Here is a 16,935-nt window from a genome sequence, read left to right as displayed (position 1 = left end):
CGGACTCAGTCGAGCTCGACGACCTTGCCGCCGACGATGGAGACGCGCCGGTCCATGCGGCCGGCCAGCTCCATGTTGTGGGTCGCGATCAGCATCGCGACGCGCGTGGCCTTCACGAGCTGCATCAGCGCGTGAAAGACGTGATCGGCGGTGCCGGGATCGAGATTGCCGGTCGGCTCGTCCGCCAGCAGCGCACGCGGCGCGTTGGCGACCGCGCGCGCGATCGCCACGCGTTGCTGCTCGCCGCCGGAGAGCTCGGCCGGACGATGCTTGATGCGCTCGCCGAGCCCGAGATAGGCCAAGATCTCGGTCGCCCGCTTCACCGTCTCGGACCGTTTCAAGCCGCGGATCATTTGCGGCAGCATCACGTTCTCCAGCGCCGTGAACTCCGGCAGCAGCCGGTGCGACTGGTAGACGAAACCGATATCGGTCCTGCGCATCTGGGTGCGCTCGATGTCGGTCAGCTGCGAGGTCGGAACGCCGCCGACATAGACCTCGCCCTCGTCGGGGCTCTCAAGGAGGCCCGCGATGTGCAGCAATGTCGACTTGCCCGAGCCCGAGGGCGCCACCAGCGCCACCGACTGCCCCGCCCACAGCGCCAGCTTGGCGCCGTCCAGGATGGTCAGCTGCTGCTCGCCCTGCATGTACCGCCGCTTGATCTCGTGGAGATAAACGACCGGCACATCCTCTGCCCCCTGCTCTTCCATCAGCGCCTCACTCGTAGCGAAGCGCTTCGACCGGGTCTAGTCGGGCCGCGCGCCATGATGGATAGAGCGTAGCCAGGAAAGACAGGGTCAAGGCCATGATCAGAACGGCCGCGGTCTCGCCGGCATCGATCTCAGCCGGCAGCTTCGACAGGAAATAGAGCTCATTGGGAAACAGATCGGTGCTCGTCAGCCAGGACAGAAACTTCCTGATCGAATCGATATTCATCGAGATCAGGAGGCCGACGACGAATCCGGTGAGCGTGCCGACCACTCCGATCGAGGCGCCGGTGATCAGGAATATCCGCATGATCGCCCCCTGCGAAGCCCCCATGGTGCGCAGCACGGCGATGTCCTGGCCCTTGTCCTTGACCAGCATGATCAGTCCCGAAACGATGTTGAGCGCCGCGACCAGGACAATCAAGGTCAGGATCAGGAACATCACGTTACGCTCGACCTGCAGCGCATTGAAGAAGGTCGAGTTGCGCTGGCGCCAGTCGACGAGAAAGATGGGTCGGCCGGCCGCCTCGGTCACCGTCTTGCGAAACTCCTCCACCTTGTCGGGATTGCTGGTGAAGATCTCGATCGCGGTGACGTCGTTGTTGCGGTTGAAATAGGCCTGCGCTTCGGCCAGCGGCATGAAGACGAAGCTGGCGTCGTATTCCGACATCCCGATCTCGAACACCGCCGCGATCTTGTAGGGCTTGATGCGCGGCGTGGTGCCCATCGGCGTCACGGCGCCCTTCGGGGCGACCAGGGTGATGCTATCGCCGGCATGCAGCGACAGCTGGTCCGCGAGCCGGCGCCCGATCGCCACGCCCTGCCCCTCGTCGAAACCTTCCAGCGAGCCCTGCTTGATGTTCTTGGCGATCGACGTCAGGTTCGTGAGGTCCTGCGCGCGAATGCCGCGGATGAACACGCCTGACGCATTGAATGGCGACGAGCCCAGACCCTGTCCGTCAACCACCGGCGCGGCAAGTCGGATGCCCTGCACCTGCGCGATCCGCTCGGAGACGTCCTTCCAGTCGGTGAGCGGCGACTCCAGCGGCTGCACCAGCAGATGCCCGTTCAGACCGAGGATCTTGTCGAGCAGCTCCTTGCGGAAGCCATTCATCACCGCCATCACGATGATCAGGGTGGCAACGCCGAGCATGATGCCGAGGAAGGAGAACCCCGCGATGACGGAGATGAACCCCTCCCGGCGGCGCGCACGCAAATAGCGCCCCGACAGCATCCACTCGAAGGGAGCGAAGGGGGTGGTGGTCTGCACCGGTTCGGTCATGGCGTCATCCATTGTGCGATCATCCCATGATTCGGGCCGAATGTGGCCGGATTGGCCTGAAGGGACGGGCGGCCCCGGTGGATAATCCGATGATCGAACGCGCGTCTCAGCCAGCCAATGTTCCGCCGCCGAGCCGTGCCACGACGTCCGCGGGGGACATCATCTGGCGGGCGCCGTCGCTGCGGGTCTTCACCTCGACCTTGCCCTCGGCAAGGCCCTTGGGGCCGACCATGATCTGCCAGGGGATGCCGATGAGGTCGGCCGTGGCAAACTTGCCGCCGGCACGCTGCTCGGTGTCGTCGTAGAGCACGTCGACCCCCTTGGCGAGGAGATCGCGATAGAGCTGCTCGCAGGCAGCATCGGTGTCGGAGCCGCCCTGCTTCAGGTTGAGGATCACGGCGCGGAACGGAGCGACCTCCTCCGGCCATCTGATGCCGGCGTCGTCGTGACAGGCCTCGATGATCGCACCAGCCAGCCGTGACACGCCGACGCCATAGGAGCCGCCGTGGATGGCCACCTCCGCCCCATCGGGGCCCGCGACCAGCGCCTTCATCGGCTCGGAATATTTGGTGCCGAAATAGAAGATCTGGCCGACCTCGATGCCGCGGGTATGGACCCGCCGCTCAGCCGGCACCTCGGCTTCGAAGCGAGCGGCGTCATGGACGTCCTCGGTCGCCGCATAGAGCGACGTCCATTGCTTGATGATCGGCGTCAGGTCGCCGTCATAATCGACCGAGGCCGGAGGGATCGGCAGGTCGAGCACATTGCGGTCGCAGTAGACGCCGGATTCACCGGTCTCCGCGAGCACGATGAATTCGTGGCTGAGATCGCCGCCGATCGGACCGGTCTCGGCGCGCATCGGGATGCCCTTCAGGCCCATCCGCGCGAAGGTGCGCAGATAGGCGACGAACATCTTGTTGTAGGCACGCCGCGCGCCGGCCTCGTCGAGGTCGAACGAATAGGCGTCCTTCATCAGGAACTCGCGGCCGCGCATCACGCCGAAGCGGGGACGCTGCTCGTCGCGGAATTTCCATTGGATATGATAGAGATTGAGCGGCAGGTTACGGTAGGACTTCACATAGGCACGGAAGATCTCCGTGATCATTTCCTCGTTGGTCGGCCCGTACAGCAACTCACGCTTGTGGCGGTCGCTGATGCGCAGCATCTCCGGGCCGTAGGCATCGTAGCGGCCACTCTCGCGCCAGAGATCGGCGAGTTGCAATGTCGGCATCAGCAGTTCCAGCGCGCCGGCGCGGTTCTGCTCCTCGCGCACGATCTGCTCGATCTTCTTCAGCACCTTGAAGCCCAGCGGCAGCCAGGCATAGATGCCGGCCGCCTCCTGCCGCAGCATGCCGGCGCGCAGCATCAACCGGTGCGAGACGATCTCGGCTTCCTTCGGATTTTCTTTCAGAATGGGCAGGAAAAACCGCGACAGACGCATGGGCGAGGCCTTCGAGATTCGGTTCGAGCTGGCGCAGTCAAACCGGATCAGGCGGCAAAACACAAGGCTGGGTTTGAGAAAAAGCGGCTAAGCCGCCGGATTCCCAATCAATTTACCGGTTTCCCTGAAGTGGAGGATGAACCCCGCCGCGGCGCCATCTCAAGGCTGGCCGCGGCGCGGCCAGCCTTGATCCCCTCGCCCGGACCGTCCTAGCGCGACCGTCCCTGCTCCGAGGACCATTTGTCGAGATCGCTGATCTCGGCGCTGCCTTCGATGGTCGAGACGACGCCCTCGCGGGTCACGAGCATCGTGCGCGGAATGTCGCCCTGCCAGGACGGATCGATCTCGAACCGGAGGCGCTCCACATAGCCGTCGGCGAAAATGAAGTTCTCCGCCGTGGAGAGACCGGCCTTGTCCAGCATGGCCTGGGTCGCAGCATTCAGATTGGGCACGAGGTCGGCGCTGACGGTGACCACGTCGATCTCGGGATGATCGAACATGAACTTGCCGAGCTGCGGCAGCTCGATCTTGCAGGGGCCGCAGGTGACGCCCCAGAAATGGATCAGGGTCGGACGACCGGCATGGGCCCGCAGCACCTCACGCCAGGTGCCGCGCTCGAACGGTTTCAGCGATGATGGAGCTGCGGTGCTCGACGCGGTCAAGGCGACGAGGCCAAAGATCGCAAGGGCAGCGAATGCGCGTTTCATGACTCATCTCCGATCGGCTGCAACCGATAGCCGTCCGACTTGGTCATCCAGGACAGGAAGATCTGCTTGCCACGGGCGACCAGCAGCGGATGATCCGACGCATTGTCCGTGCTGGCAACGGCGCGCGGCTTCGACCACGTCTCGCCATCGTCGCGGGATTGCGTCACCATCACCGTGGTCCGCTCGCCGTCGAACTCCTTCCACACCAGCGTCGTGCTGTCCTGGGTCGCGAGCACATAGGGTCGCGTCGGATTGCGGTCGGCTTGGCCGATCGCCGTGGGTTCCGAGAACTCTCGGCCACCGTCGCGCGAATGCGCATAGAACAGCCCCTTGCGAGCCTTGCCGTTGGTGAACCAGGCGACGTGATAGGTGCCGGTCGGCGCCACGGCCAGGCTCGGCCCTTGATGCGGGCAGGCCTTGATCTGCCAATCGTCGATGCTGACCCGGTAGACCTCGCCGGGCGTGCCGAGATCACTGAACGTGATCACGGCATGGTCGCGCACGCTGCCATCGAAAATGTTGCGGAACATCACGACCGGACGACCCGGCCCCGCGAACGCAAGCCCGAGCCGGCAACATTCGCAGGTGTTGTCCTGGGCGAGCGTCGCTTCGGCATAGGTGGCACCGCCATCGCGCGACGACGAGAAGAACAGCCCTGCGCCCTCATAGGAACGCCCGGCGGCCTTCGCCGGCGCCCGGTTGCGCTTGTCGAGCCAGGCCACGAAAACGGTGCCATCCTGGTCGAAAGCCAGCGCCTCGAAGCGCTGGCTTTCGTTGCTGGCCGTGATCGGGCGAACCGCTGCGAAGCTTTTGCCACCGTCCTCCGACCTGGAGTACAGCACCTGCCCGTTGAAGGCTTGGTCGCGGAAAATCGAGAACGCGACCGCAACCGCGCCCTTGCCATCGACCACCAGCTTCGGCCGAGCATCGGGTCCCCAGTCGAGGTTGAGCTGCTGCTCGGTGACCGGCACGGCGGCGGAATACGTTTTCCCGCCGTCGGCCGAGCTCGCGACCGAGACCCGTCCTCCGGCCATCCAAACGAGCCAGAGCTTGCCGTCGCCAGCGAAGAACGGCGTCACCTTGGTTGCGCATCGGAGCTCAGTGCCCTCGCATGCGGCGTCCGATCCGTGCTGGTGCGCCATCTGGGCTCGAGCGGTGAGCGGACAGAGCAAGGCAATCGCCAGTCCAACGAGGCCGCTTCGAAGTCGTGACGTCCTTGTCATGTCGGTCCTCATCGGAATGCCACCTTCATGCCAGCCAAAAAGGCGCGCGGTGAGCCGGCGTAGATCGTCCCGGTGCCTGCCAGCCCCTGCACGCCAGTGCCCGTCACCGTGTTCTGCAGATTGTTCGCCGATGCGATGTAGGTGCGATCAAACACATTGCGGACCTCGAAGAAGACGCTCGTCGACTTGAAGGTGTCCGAGGCGAGCTCGGTCTTGTAGTGGACGTTCAGATTGACGAGCTCATAGCCCGGTGCCTTCAGCAGATTGGCGTTGTCCATATAGAAGGAATCCTTCCACTGGACCTCGACGAAGGCACCAAGCCCCGCGAGCCTCCCGCTATGGTGATCGTATCCGAGCCGTGCGGTCAGCTCGTTCGGCGAGATGCCGGGAATCTTGTTGCCAACGCGGTTGAAGCTGAACAGCTTCGAGCCGCCCGCAAGGTTCTCGGTATATTCAGTGTAGACTTGGTCGAGATAGGTGTAGGCGGCGGTGAACCGCCAGCCCGGCAGAAACCTCCAGTCGGCCGCCAATTCGACGCCGCGATGCTCCGAGCGCGGTGCATTGAAGGTGTACGACGTGTTTTGCGTACCTGTGACGGCCTGGGTGACGATCTCGTTGCGAAAGAACTCATAGAAGCCCGTCGCACTGAAGGTCAGAGACCGGTTCGGCGTCCAGTCGAAACCGACGTCGTAGCCCAGATTGGTCTGCGACTTCAGCTGGGTGTTGTTGCCGAAATCGCCGGTTGGCAACACGAACAGGTTCGAGACCTGCGGCGTGCCGTAGCCGGTGGCAACGCGGGCGCGCAAAAGCCAGTCGCTGTTCACGCGGTAGAGCAGCGCCAGCTCGGGAGCGAGATTGTCGAACTTCCGGTCCGCCGTCGTGATCGTCGTCGTTGTCGTCGCGGCGTAGGTATAGGCGGTGTTCACGCCGCGCAGATGGGTACGCTCCCAGCCGAGACCGGCCACCGCCGTCAGTGCCGCTGTCAGCTTGAGCTCCTCGCGCGCCCGCAGGCCGTAGTTGGTGGTCTCGCTCCAGGTGTTGGCCGAGAGGCCGCCGAGCGCCGCGTTGCCGCCGGGCACGACGAAGCGCGTATCTCCCGACGCGGTCAGCGTGTTGTAGAACGCGCCGAAGAAGGCGGTCGATTCCAGGCCGAAGATCTCGCCCCGCCGGGTGATGTCGCTCATGTAGTTGTAGGACGGATAATCGCCGATCGCACTGGTCGAGCCGGTCGGCTGGCTGATGTTGCGGTCGTCGAACACGAACTGATTGCGCCAGCTCGTGTTATTGTCGAAGTCGTGCTCCCAGCGGCCCCCGACGATGGTGCGGCGGTCGTTGCGGCCGAGGCCCGCCTGCAACGCGGTCTCCTGGTCCACTCCACCGAGCGCATTGATTCCGTTCTTGTTGAGCCCGACGGTCGCGCAGCCGGCTGCTCTGGACGCCCAGGTGGTGCAGCCCTGCTGGTACGGGTTTTGATAGTATTGGCTCAGCGTGTAACGGAGCGGCAGCCGCGTGACCAAGTCGTTGTTGATGATCTTGACCGTGAAGCGGTCGTCGGGCGTCGCCCTGTAGGTGCCGAGGAAGTTGACGGTCTGGGTGTTGAACCAGCTGTTGCCGAGATAGCCGTCGCCGCGGACGTCGCTGGTGAACAGCGAGCCCTCGAAATTGCCGACCTTCTTGCCGAACGTCATGTAGTTGCTGAGATAGCCGAAGCTGCCGCCTTCGCTGCCGATCTCCGCACCGTCGATGCTGCCGCCCGGGCGGGTGCGGAAGTTGATCGCACCTCCGGTCGCGTAATTGCCATAGAGCGCCGAGGACGGCCCGCGGATCACGTCTACCGCACCATAGGCGTGGGGATCGATCAGGTCGCTGCGCGACAGCCCGTCCGGCTGCGTGACGGGAAAGCCGTCCTCGAACAGCACGATGTTGCGGATGCCGAAGCCGTTGCGGGCATTGGAGCCGCGGATCGAGATGCCGAGATCGCGCGGTCCGTTGCCCTGCTTGAGCGAGACGCCGGGGCTTTCGCGCAGGATGTCGCCGACGGAAAACGCAGGCCGGTCATCGTAGCGGCTGCGGTCGATCGTGGTCGCGGTCTGGCCGGACGGCGACTGGCTGAGCTGGCTGCGGGCGGCGCCGGCACCCGAGGCTGGGTCGGACACCGCTCCTCCCTGCCCGGAGCTGCTGGCCACGGATGCGGCAGGCGGCTTCGGCACGTGAGTGCGGACGGATGTTGCTTGCGCGATCGGCTTGCGCACGGCCCGTTGTGGCGCGGCGCGCGGCGCGTCGACGGTGACGGACGGCAATTCCTTCTCGGTCTCGGCGCGCGCGATCGTGGCCGATTGCAGCAGCATGAGCTGCAGGGCGAGCACGCTCACACCACCAAGGGCATGACGACGGAACATGTTTGACTTCCCCGATGCCGGCTGCACGGCCGGTCTTCCTGGTTCAGAACGGATTGGCGCGCTGCTGCGGCGCCGATGACGATTTCTGTGCTCAGAAAAGGAAGGGAGGTCCTCTTGGTTGCGCCTGTGCCCGGGCGAGCAGATGAACGAGGCGGAGCTCGCGCGCAGTCCAGACGATGGACGCCGTCAGACGCAGCGGAGCCGCATCGAATGGCGCGGGCGGCGCATCGAGCGCCGCGGCGGCGTGCAGCACGCAGCACATGACGCAGTCGAGGCCGCAGGCGGTGCGGTCGGTATCGCCATTCGATGGCGCCGCATCCGTCTCGGCATGACAGATCACCACCCCGCCGAACGGATCGGCCTTCGCGATCGTCACAGCCGTCATGGCGGACGCCGCCACTGGCGCCAGCACCTGCAACAGCACTGCTAGCAGGGCGACCGGCAGATATCGGCCGAGCTTTCGACGGAAGCGGGCGGCAGGCCCCCGAGCACGGCCGACCGCCACCAGCCGGCTCGCGAGCGAACCGGCTACTATGGCAGCGTTCACCACCCGTTGCATCGAGGCCGGCCTCTCCGTCGGAGTCGCAGTGCGCCCGGCCTACATCTTCATGCCGGAATGATCGTGCTGCTTCATCATGCTGCCGCCCTCGCCGCCCGGCCCCTTGGCGCCGACCGCCTGCACCTCGAGCGTCACGGCGACCTTGCCGGCCTTCTCGAACTCCAGCGTGACCGGCAGCTTGTCGCCCTGCTTCAGCGGGCTCTTCAGATCCATCAGCATCAGGTGATAGCCGCCCGGCGCCAGCGCGACGGTCTTGCCCGGCTCGATCGTGAGTCCCTTATCCAGCGGACGCATGGTCATGACGCCGTTGGTGACAGCCATCTCGTGAATCTCGACTCGCCCGGCGACGTCGCCCGTCACTGCGACGAGGCGGTCCGGCGCGCTGCCCTTGTTCTCGATGGTCAGATAGCCGGCGCCCGTCTTGGCGCCGCCCGGCGTGGCGCGGCTCCATGGCTGGGTGATGACGAGGTCACCGGCTTTCACATCCGCGGCGAAGGCGGCAGAAGATCCTCCCAACAGGAGAGCGAATGCAAGCAGAGAGCGTCCGAGGAAGGTCATGTCGGTTATCCTTTTCTTGGCGGCAATGCGCCAGCAGCTCGATCGATTGGTGCGTGTCCGCGCGCCAGTCACGGCCGAGCAGACAACGCACGGTGGCTTTGCGATTTGGGAGATAAGGGCCGCACAGCAGCCAGCGCGTCACGCTGCGGGCGGAGCCCTTGCCTGCGCGTTCGAGAAGGCCTTGGTGATCCGGCCGGCCGGATCACCGGCGCGCCACACGACCTCGCCCAATTCCCGTTGCGGCGTGGCGATGGCGGACAGCTCCGGCCCATCCAGTGTGACCGGCTGCGCCAGGCAGCACAGCGAACAGCCGTGGAGTGCGGGCTTCGCCGGCGACTCATCGTCCACCGACTGGGAACCAGACTGGCTGTGGCAGACTTCGAGGCCGCGCAGCGGATCAGCCGCGGCTGAAGCCGCCGCCCAGGCAGCACCGATCGGCGCCAGGATCTGCACCATCAGTGCGATCAGCATGATCGGGAGAAACGCCTGCAGCCGCTGCCGCATCAAAGCCTGCCAAATGAACTGAATTCTTGTGCCCGAGCGAACGCCAGGAGTCGAGGTCGCGCAAGGCACAGTCGGCACATTTCGCCAGCGGTCGTTGATTAAGAACGATCCCGTCGCCACCGATGGGCCGACGGCTTACACGGTAATTCAGCACCCATCACGAGAAAACACGAAAATAAAACTCGTCAATTGCAAGCACTTACCGATCATTTCAGAGAGTGCGCGAATTTTGAACAATCGTTGCCGAAAAGGATGACAAACGCAAAAAGATCGTCTACGAATTTGGGCCTCAGGCTAACGCTTGCGGAAGTCTGGTGGTCCAAGTCTCGGGAGGAGCCCTGGCGCGCAACAAGCAGCGTCACCCCGCTTAACAAGATCAAATCTGAACTTGCGGGATATCTAAAGGGTCGACACAATTTCCGAGCAGGGCCCGCTGCCCTGCTCTATTTTTTTGCAGTCGTCGCAGCGCGCCGCAATATTTCCCGTTAACGGTATCGCGGGCCGGATGAACGCCGCCTGAACACGCAATCACATCAGGCCACCGCAGCCGTCGCAAAGCGCGCCAATGGAGCACGCCACCGCGCCTTGGCCGCTGGCCAGGGCAGCGTCACCGACAGCGGTTCGCGGCCGGTCACGGTCCAGCGCAGCACACCATCATCCATCGCGAGAATGCCCGCCGCCTCGGCCGGATCGCCCGAGATGAACGTTTCGGTCAGCGACTGCAAGGTCAGATGCGGTGTGCCATCGACCGTCGTCAGGGTATTCCAATGAACATGCCCGGCGAGCGCGACGATCGGGCACGGCGCGTCCGCGATGGCCGTGCGGATTTCGTCGGTCTCGGCATAGGCCGCGTGTCCCGGATTGGCTTCGAAGTAGTAGTTGCCGATCTGAGCATGCCCTGACAATGGCACGTGGCTGACGAGCAAGGTTGGACGATCATCCTGCGCGAGCAGTTGGACCAGCGCGTCGAGATCGCCCGCGGAGAGGCGAAGGCCGCGCGTCGGCGTGAGAGTCACGTCGGGTTGCCAGAACACGCATCTGACATCGCCGATGATCAGGGTGCGCGACCCGCTCGGACGATCCATGATCGCTTCATTGTCGGCGAGACTGAGCAATGCGACGTCATGATTGCCGCTGACGTGATGATGCGTCGGCGCGAGCTTTGCAAAACACATCGCGACATCGCTTTGCAGCAGACGATCGCGCTCGGGATCTTCGTCAGAAATCCGGTCGCCGAGATCGATGACCGCATCGATGTTTTCGGCGTTCACCTCCGTGACGAAGCGCTCGAGCAATTGCAGCGCCGCCGATCCCCGCTTCGTTGGCGTATCCCGGCCGTGATGGATGTCGGCGATCACGGCAATGCGTGTCGTGGCCAAAGGCTCTCTCCCAAAGCTGCGCTGCCGCGTACCACGAGCACATCACGGTTTTCTGACATCGCGCGTGCAGCGCGATAGTCGCTCGGTGCGACGCACAACATCCGGCTGTGGCGTGATCAATGGGGTTGTGAAACACTGCTGCTCTCGGCGGCGCGATCAATGACGCCGCCGGACAACGATGGGACAGGGAGCACGGGATGTCCGGCACTAAAAGAACGTCCACGACGAGGCGCGATCTTCTCCAGGCGGCGACGGCCGCGGGCTCTGCGGCGGCCCTTCTCGCCGGCTTCGGCATCAATCCGGCGATGGCCGCCGAGATGGGCCGCTCCGAAAAGCCCCTCAAGGCGGCCTTCTCCAATGCCGGCCTGCAGGCGACCTGGTGCGCCCAGGGCAAGCAGGCCGCGGAATGGTGGGGCAAGCTGCTCAATGTCGAGGTCACCTGGTTCGATGGCCAGCTCGATGCGGTGAAGCAGCGCGCCGCGATCGACAACATGGCGTCGCAGAAGTGGGATTTCGTCGCCATCCAGGCGTTCGGCATCGGAACGCTGACGCAGCCGGTGCAGAAGATGATCGATGCCGGCATTCCCGTGATCGACATGGACACGCTGATCGCGCCGCTGGATCAGATCAACGTCCATTCGTTCCTGGCGCCCGACAACGAGTTCATGGGCGCATCGGTCACGCAGGCTCTGGCGACTGCGATGGGCGGCAAGGGCAAGATCATCATGACGCAGGGCGCGCTCGGCCACACCGGCGCGCAGGGCCGTGCCAAGGGCTTCAATTCGGTGATCAAGCAGTTCCCGAACATCGAGGTGCTGGACACGCAGCCGGCCGACTGGGACGTGTCGAAGGCGGCACGGCTGTGGGAGACCTATCTCACGAAATATCCGCAGATCGACGCGGCGTTCTTCCACAATGACGACATGGCGCTCGCCGCCTACAACATCATGAAGGCGCGCAACCGCACCAACATCCTGATCGGCGGCGTCGACGCCATGCCGCCGGCGATCCAGGCGGTCAGCGAGGGCCGCATGTTCGCGACCGTCCGCAATCCGTCCTGCCGTATTCATGGCGGCGCGATCGTCGCAGGCGTCGCCGCGGTCACCGCCGGCGAAAAGAGCGGCCAGGGCATTCCCAAGCACGTCATCACCGACGGGCCCGTCGTGACCAAGGCCAATGCCGCCGGCATGCAATGGATGGAGGATCACTTCCTGATCTGAAGTCCCTCCCCATGTCGAACAGCCGCCCGCCTCTTCTGGAATTGCAGGACATCACCAAGTCGTTCGGCGGCGTCACCGCGTTGCGCGGCGTCGACTTCACGCTTCGCCCCGGCGAGATCCATGGTCTCGTCGGGGAGAACGGCGCTGGCAAGAGCACGCTGATGAAGATCATCGCCGGCGTGCACACCGGCTTCTCCGGCCGTTTCCTGCTCGACGGTCGCGAGGTTCATTTCAACTCCGTGCGGGACGCCCGTGCGGCCGGCATCGCCATGGTGCATCAGGAGCTCAGCGTCGCACCTGATCTCACGGTTGCCGAGAACGTGTTTCTCGGCAACCAGCCGACCAATGCCCTCGGTATCGTGCAGTGGCGCCGGATGGCGCGCGAGGCCGCCGAACAGCTCAAGAAGCTCGGGATCGACGCCGATCCGATGAGCCGGCTCGGCGATCTCCCGATCGGACTGCAGCAACTGATCGAGATCGCGCGTGTGCTGTTCTCCGGCGCGCGCATCATCATCCTGGACGAGCCGACCTCGGCGCTGTCACCGCCCGAGGTCGAACGGCTGTTCGCGACCTTGCGCGCGCTACGCGAGCAGGGCACCGGAATCATCTTCATCTCGCACTTCATCGAAGACATTCTGCTCATCTCCGATGTGGTGACCGTCTTCCGCAACGGTCGCAAGATCATGGAGACACGTGCGGCCGATACCAGCAAGGCGGCGCTGATCGAGGCCATGATCGGCAAGGGCCGCGATGCGCTGGAGGACAGCTACACCCACGACATCACCCTGCCCGCGCCGCCGGCCGACAAGCCGGTGGTGGTCGAGGCCGCGGGCTTGTCGCTGGCGCGCAACTTGAAGCGCGTCTCATTTTCGGTGCATGCCGGAGAGGTGCTCGGCATCTACGGCTTCATGGGCTGCGGCCAGCTCGAGCTGGCGCGGATCCTGTTCGGCAAGCTCGCGCCCGACGCCGGCGAGCTGCGCGTCTCGGGCGAGCGCAACCGCTTCAAGAGCACGGCGGATGCGCGCCGCGCCGGCATCGCCTTCGTGCCCGAGAGCCGCCGCGACATGCTGTTCCTGCAGGAGCCCGTCTACAAGAACGTCTCGATCAGCATCCTCGACCGGATCAACGCGGTACTGCTGAAGCCGGCGCGCGAGCGCGCGCTCGCGAAGCGCCAGGTCGAGCAGTTGCAGATCCGTCCCGCCGACGTCGAGATCGACCTCGGCCTGCTCTCGGGCGGCAACCAGCAGAAGGTCGCGCTGGCCAAATGGCTCAGCCACCCGCCCCGGCTCCTGGTGCTGTGCGAGCCGACCCGCGGCATGGATGTTGGCGCCAAGAGCGACGTGATCCAGATCGTGCGGAAACTGCGCGACCAGGGCATTGCCGTCATCGTGCTCTCGACGGAGCCGGAGACTGTCCTGTCACTGGCCGATCGCGTCATCGTGCTCAAGCGCGGCGAGGTCGTGCGCGAATTCGCCGGCGAGACCATCAGCAAAGACCGTCTGCTCGAGGCGGCGTAGGGAGATTGTCATGGCGCATGGCGAGACCGTTCCGATGCCGGAGGCGCAACCGCGACGCGCCGGCGGGGTCGCAGCGCTGCTGCGCTCGCAGATGCGCAACATCGCGCCATTCCTGACGCTGATCTTCCTCACCGCGTTCTTCGCAATCGCGAGTCCATCCTTCGCCACGCTCGACAATGTCGGCAACATCCTGACCCAGGTGTCGGTGACCGGCATCATCGCGGTCGGACTGACTTTCGTGATCCTGTGCGCCGAGATCGACCTGTCGATCGCTGCCATCGCCAACGTGACCGGCATCGCGGTGGCCTATTTCACCTTGCAGGAGTCCTACGTCAACATCGCCAATTTGCCGATGCCCGGCTTTGCCGCCATCCTGCTCGCGCTGGCGCTCTGCGCGCTGCTTGGCGTGGTCAACGCCTTCGGCCTGACCGTGATCGGCATTCCCTCGTTCATCATGACGCTCGCGATGATGCAGATCGCCGCAGGCATTTCGGCCATGCTGGTGCGCGGCCAGATCGCCTACAAGGTGCCGCCCATCATCACGACGCTCGGCTCCGGCTCCGTCGCGGGCGTGCCCTGGATCGTGATCGTGGCCGCCCTGATGCTGTTGCTCGGTCACCTCGTGCTGACCTACACGCGGTTCGGCCGCTACGTCTACATGGTCGGCGGCAACCGCGAGGCGGCGGAATATTCGGGGCTGAACGTCAAGCTGATCCTCGGCAGCGTCATGGTGATCTCGGCCGTCTGCTCGGGGATCGGCGGCATGCTCGGCGTGGCGCATTTCGGCAGCGCGCAGCAGAACGAGTTCGACACCTACCTGCTGGATTCGATCGCCGCCGTCGTGGTCGGCGGCACCAGCCTGTTCGGCGGCCGCGGCGGCATCGGCAACACCATCGTCGGCCTGTTCGTGCTCGGCGTGCTCAACAACGGCCTCGACCACGTCAACATCGACAGTTTCCTGAAGATTCTGATCCGCGGCCTGATCCTGCTCGCCGCGCTGGTGATCAACGTCTACGCGCAGCGGCTGCGCGCCAAGGCGGCGGATTGAGCGTGTGTCGTAGGGTGGGCAAAGCGACCGCCGTCAGGCGGTCGCGTGCCCACCATCGAGCTACGTGGCACGTGAGACATGGTGGGCACGGCGCGATCTGATAGTGCAAACGACGACAGACCGTCGCCGCGCGCCTTTGCCCACCCTACGCATCTGTTTCCGTCATTGCGAGCGAAGCGAAGCACTCCAGAAGCTTGCGAAGATTCTGGATTGCTTCGTCGCTTTGCTCCTCGCAATGACGTTGACCCCGTGAATCAAAAACCCGGCTGCCAGTGATGCAGTTCGCGCGCGGCGCGTGTCACGGCCTCGATCGACGTGAACGATGCCGTCTCCACCATCAGCGTTCGGGCCAAGCGCAATGCCCGCGCCTCGCAGGTCGCGCGCCGCTTCTCATCCTCGATCAGCTCGAAATCGATGTTGTGCGCCAGGCCGAGAATACGGCGGATGATCTTCGCGGCTGCAAATCCGACGGCATCCTGGAACAGGCGCGCCATGAAGGCCTGACGTTCGGCCTCAAGCCGCGCAGTTCCTGCTTCACCGGGAAACAGCGAGAGCGGATAGGCATCGCCGGTGGCCTCGCTGCGCCACAGCGCCAGGAACTTGCCCGCGAACGCGCTCCACACCTGATCCACGGTGATCAGCACCCAGCCCTCGAATGCCGCCCTGTCGCCGGGCGCGCGCTCGTGTCCGGCCGACGCAAAATAGGCCATCAACAAGTTGGCCAGGACAGCACCGACGTCGAAGCCCATCGGGCCGTAGAAGGCGAATTCCGGATCGATCACCCGGGTCTCAGTCTCCGTGACCATGATCGATCCGGTGTGTAGGTCGCCATGGATCAGCGCCTCGGCGCTCGACAAGAACTTCAGCTTCAGCCGGGAGACCGCGACATGAAGATCGAGATCGGCACGAATGTCGGCCGCGGTCGCGTCGAGCCATGGTGAGGTCCAGCGGTTCTGCTCAGCGATCCGATAGGGATCGGTGAAGATCAGGTCCTCCGTGATCTTGCACAGCGCGTGATTGCCGGCGAAGCTCGCGATCGCCTCCTTCTTCGCGGCGGCAGAGAGCGCGAGGTCGGACGAGAAGAACAGCGTCCGCGCCATGAAGGTCGTGATGTGATCGACGAAGGCGGGATAGATCGTGCCCGCGACCATGCCCTTGCGCATAATGATGTGGGGCTCGAGCAGCTCCATCGCCGTCAAGGCAAGGGGCGCATCGTGATGGACGATGGCCGGCACCAACCCGGGTGCCAATCGGCCCTGATGCGTGAGCGCCAGATGCTCAAAGTGCGCACGCGACAGCGGCAGCGGCCAGCTCTCGCCGACCAAGCGCACATAGGGCAACGCCTGCTTCACCGCGAGCCCGCCGGCCGATCCCTTGACGATGAAGACGAGGTTGAGATTGCCGTCGCCGACCTCGGTGATGGACCAGCGCTCGGCCGGCCCGCCGAGCTGGGCCGCGACCGCCGGCGTCGCGGCGAGATAGTTGCGAATATCCGTTTCGTTCAGAATGCGATAGCCCGATGGCGTCCCCTGCCCCGCTCCGGCCGATGTCGTCACGCGCAACCTCCCTGTCGAACTTGTTTTGACCTCCTATAGCAAAAAAGCCGACGCGCGTCCGCGCATCGGCTTCGAGAGAACGTTGTGCGATGCGAGTGGCAGCTAGAACGGAATCCCCATCAGCCTCGACAGCCGCTCGATGCTGAGATAGCCGGCCTGGTAGGCCACCAGCGCAAGGCCGAAGATCACGGCCGACAGCAGCGTGGTCCAGATCAGGCGGCGTCCCATCAGGCTGATGGTCGGCGCCCCGGGATCGGTGCCGGGCGAGCCGCCGCCCGTCTCGTGCTGGCTGCGCACGCCGAACGGCAGGGTCACGAACAGCATGACCCACCACAGCACGAAGTAGATCGCGAGCCAGGTAGAGATCGTATAGGCCATGATCGCCCCGCTGCCTCAGGCCTGCTCGATCTCGACGAGCGCGCCGGAAAAATCCTTCGGATGCAGAAACAGCACCGGCTTGCCATGGGCGCCGATCTTCGGCTGGCCGTCGCCGAGCACGCGGGCGCCCTCCTTGATCAGCGTGTCGCGCGAGGCGATGATGTCGGCCACCTCGTAGCAGACGTGATGGATGCCGCCATCCGCATTGCGCTCGAGAAACTTCGCGATCGGCGACGCTTCGCCCAGCGGCTGAATGAACTCGATCTTGGTGTTGGGCAGAGTGACGAACACCGTGATCACGCCATGCTCCGGCAGCGGTACCGCCGCCGAAATCTCAGCACCGAATGCCGCGCCATAAATCCTGGCGGCCTTTTCCGCGTCCTTGACCGCGATGGCGACGTGGTTGAGCCGGCCCAGCATGACATCCTCCACTTTTCTTTTGAACCGCCGTTTGATCGGC

At 64.6% G+C, this 16,935-nt stretch carries 16 protein-coding genes; 3 read left to right on the top strand and 13 right to left on the bottom strand.

The genetic code is table 11. From position 1 onward, the window contains the following. Positions 1-5 precede the first annotated feature (5 nt). The 10 genes from QW881_RS15335 to QW881_RS15290 form a co-directional block, all read right to left on the bottom strand. Positions 6-707 carry an ABC transporter ATP-binding protein gene (locus QW881_RS15335; RefSeq protein WP_315738246.1) on the bottom strand — a complete coding sequence of 234 codons (702 nt, stop codon included), beginning with the start codon at positions 705-707 and terminating at the stop codon, positions 6-8. 7 nt (positions 708-714) lie between these two features. Continuing rightward, the gene (locus QW881_RS15330) at positions 715-1,998 is read right to left on the bottom strand and encodes a lipoprotein-releasing ABC transporter permease subunit (RefSeq protein WP_315711581.1); all 1,284 of its coding nucleotides are present in this window, start codon (positions 1,996-1,998) and stop codon (positions 715-717) included. Between the two features lie 94 nt (positions 1,999-2,092). Next, positions 2,093-3,427 (bottom strand): proline--tRNA ligase, encoded by a 1,335-nt coding sequence (proS, locus tag QW881_RS15325; protein ID WP_315738247.1) that lies wholly within the window; start codon positions 3,425-3,427, stop codon positions 2,093-2,095. 209 nt (positions 3,428-3,636) lie between these two features. Continuing rightward, positions 3,637-4,134 carry a TlpA disulfide reductase family protein gene (locus tag QW881_RS15320; RefSeq protein WP_315738248.1) on the bottom strand — a complete coding sequence of 166 codons (498 nt, stop codon included), beginning with the start codon at positions 4,132-4,134 and terminating at the stop codon, positions 3,637-3,639. Then, positions 4,131-5,357, bottom strand: coding sequence for a sialidase family protein (locus QW881_RS15315; protein WP_315756740.1), 1,227 nt, complete (start codon positions 5,355-5,357; stop codon positions 4,131-4,133). The genes QW881_RS15320 and QW881_RS15315 overlap by 4 nt, the downstream gene beginning before the upstream one ends. A gap of 8 nt (positions 5,358-5,365) precedes the next feature. After that, positions 5,366-7,756: a TonB-dependent receptor family protein gene (locus QW881_RS15310; RefSeq protein WP_315756741.1), complete on the bottom strand. Its 2,391-nt coding sequence runs from the start codon at positions 7,754-7,756 to the stop codon at positions 5,366-5,368. A 91-nt stretch (positions 7,757-7,847) separates the two neighbouring features. Continuing rightward, positions 7,848-8,315, bottom strand: a complete 468-nt coding sequence (locus tag QW881_RS15305) for a DUF2946 family protein (protein WP_315756742.1) — start codon at positions 8,313-8,315, stop codon at positions 7,848-7,850. 39 nt (positions 8,316-8,354) lie between these two features. Further along, a complete protein-coding gene (locus QW881_RS15300; protein WP_315738252.1) occupies positions 8,355-8,873 on the bottom strand; it encodes a copper chaperone PCu(A)C in 519 nt (172 codons plus the stop codon). A 138-nt stretch (positions 8,874-9,011) separates the two neighbouring features. Next, positions 9,012-9,377, bottom strand: coding sequence for a DUF2946 family protein (locus QW881_RS15295; RefSeq protein WP_315756743.1), 366 nt, complete (start codon positions 9,375-9,377; stop codon positions 9,012-9,014). A 533-nt stretch (positions 9,378-9,910) separates the two neighbouring features. After that, the gene (locus QW881_RS15290) at positions 9,911-10,756 is read right to left on the bottom strand and encodes a metallophosphoesterase family protein (RefSeq protein ID WP_315756744.1); all 846 of its coding nucleotides are present in this window, start codon (positions 10,754-10,756) and stop codon (positions 9,911-9,913) included. 197 nt (positions 10,757-10,953) lie between these two features. Here QW881_RS15290 and QW881_RS15285 point away from each other — a divergent pair, with 197 nt between their 5' ends. Genes QW881_RS15285 through QW881_RS15275 form a run of 3 tightly spaced genes read left to right on the top strand, consistent with a single transcriptional unit; the run spans position 10,954 to position 14,541 of the window. After that, positions 10,954-11,976: a sugar ABC transporter substrate-binding protein gene (locus tag QW881_RS15285; RefSeq protein ID WP_315738255.1), complete on the top strand. Its 1,023-nt coding sequence runs from the start codon at positions 10,954-10,956 to the stop codon at positions 11,974-11,976. 11 nt (positions 11,977-11,987) lie between these two features. After that, complete coding sequence (locus QW881_RS15280; protein WP_315756745.1) at positions 11,988-13,493, top strand: sugar ABC transporter ATP-binding protein; 1,506 nt, start codon at positions 11,988-11,990, stop codon at positions 13,491-13,493. A 10-nt stretch (positions 13,494-13,503) separates the two neighbouring features. Then, complete coding sequence (locus QW881_RS15275; protein ID WP_315738257.1) at positions 13,504-14,541, top strand: ABC transporter permease; 1,038 nt, start codon at positions 13,504-13,506, stop codon at positions 14,539-14,541. Positions 14,542-14,795: 254 nt separating this feature from the next. On the opposite strand, the gene mtnK is transcribed toward QW881_RS15275, so the two are convergent. The 3 genes from mtnK to mce all read right to left on the bottom strand — a co-directional run bounded on the left by mtnK (position 14,796) and on the right by mce (position 16,895). Then, on the bottom strand, positions 14,796-16,097 hold the full coding sequence (gene mtnK / locus QW881_RS15270; RefSeq protein WP_315756746.1) for an S-methyl-5-thioribose kinase: 1,302 nt from the start codon (positions 16,095-16,097) through the stop codon (positions 14,796-14,798). Positions 16,098-16,199: 102 nt separating this feature from the next. Beyond that, positions 16,200-16,475 (bottom strand): DUF1467 family protein, encoded by a 276-nt coding sequence (locus QW881_RS15265; protein ID WP_315756747.1) that lies wholly within the window; start codon positions 16,473-16,475, stop codon positions 16,200-16,202. Between the two features lie 15 nt (positions 16,476-16,490). Continuing rightward, positions 16,491-16,895, bottom strand: a complete 405-nt coding sequence (gene mce, locus QW881_RS15260) for a methylmalonyl-CoA epimerase (RefSeq protein ID WP_315711564.1) — start codon at positions 16,893-16,895, stop codon at positions 16,491-16,493. Positions 16,896-16,935: the final 40 nt, after the last annotated feature.

The organism is Bradyrhizobium sp. SZCCHNS3016 (assembly GCF_032484535.1).
Taxonomy (GTDB): domain Bacteria; phylum Pseudomonadota; class Alphaproteobacteria; order Rhizobiales; family Xanthobacteraceae; genus Bradyrhizobium.
This window is presented reverse-complemented; position numbering and strand designations above follow the sequence as displayed.

Excerpts from the sequence above, each read along its gene's own strand:
- QW881_RS15320 (WP_315738248.1), bottom strand. The coding sequence starts at position 4,134 with ATGAAACGCGCATTCGCTGCCCTTGCGATCTTTGGCCTCGTCGCCTTG.
- QW881_RS15310 (WP_315756741.1), bottom strand. The coding sequence starts at position 7,756 with ATGTTCCGTCGTCATGCCCTTGGTGGTGTGAGCGTGCTCGCCCTGCAG.
- QW881_RS15305 (WP_315756742.1), bottom strand. The coding sequence starts at position 8,315 with ATGCAACGGGTGGTGAACGCTGCCATAGTAGCCGGTTCGCTCGCGAGC.
- proS (WP_315738247.1), bottom strand. The coding sequence starts at position 3,427 with ATGCGTCTGTCGCGGTTTTTCCTGCCCATTCTGAAAGAAAATCCGAAG.
- QW881_RS15295 (WP_315756743.1), bottom strand. The coding sequence starts at position 9,377 with ATGCGGCAGCGGCTGCAGGCGTTTCTCCCGATCATGCTGATCGCACTG.
- QW881_RS15280 (WP_315756745.1), top strand. The coding sequence starts at position 11,988 with ATGTCGAACAGCCGCCCGCCTCTTCTGGAATTGCAGGACATCACCAAG.
- QW881_RS15315 (WP_315756740.1), bottom strand. The coding sequence starts at position 5,357 with ATGACAAGGACGTCACGACTTCGAAGCGGCCTCGTTGGACTGGCGATT.
- QW881_RS15265 (WP_315756747.1), bottom strand. The coding sequence starts at position 16,475 with ATGGCCTATACGATCTCTACCTGGCTCGCGATCTACTTCGTGCTGTGG.
- QW881_RS15300 (WP_315738252.1), bottom strand. The coding sequence starts at position 8,873 with ATGACCTTCCTCGGACGCTCTCTGCTTGCATTCGCTCTCCTGTTGGGA.
- QW881_RS15275 (WP_315738257.1), top strand. The coding sequence starts at position 13,504 with ATGGCGCATGGCGAGACCGTTCCGATGCCGGAGGCGCAACCGCGACGC.
- QW881_RS15285 (WP_315738255.1), top strand. The coding sequence starts at position 10,954 with ATGTCCGGCACTAAAAGAACGTCCACGACGAGGCGCGATCTTCTCCAG.
- mce (WP_315711564.1), bottom strand. The coding sequence starts at position 16,895 with ATGCTGGGCCGGCTCAACCACGTCGCCATCGCGGTCAAGGACGCGGAA.
- QW881_RS15330 (WP_315711581.1), bottom strand. The coding sequence starts at position 1,998 with ATGGATGACGCCATGACCGAACCGGTGCAGACCACCACCCCCTTCGCT.
- QW881_RS15335 (WP_315738246.1), bottom strand. The coding sequence starts at position 707 with ATGGAAGAGCAGGGGGCAGAGGATGTGCCGGTCGTTTATCTCCACGAG.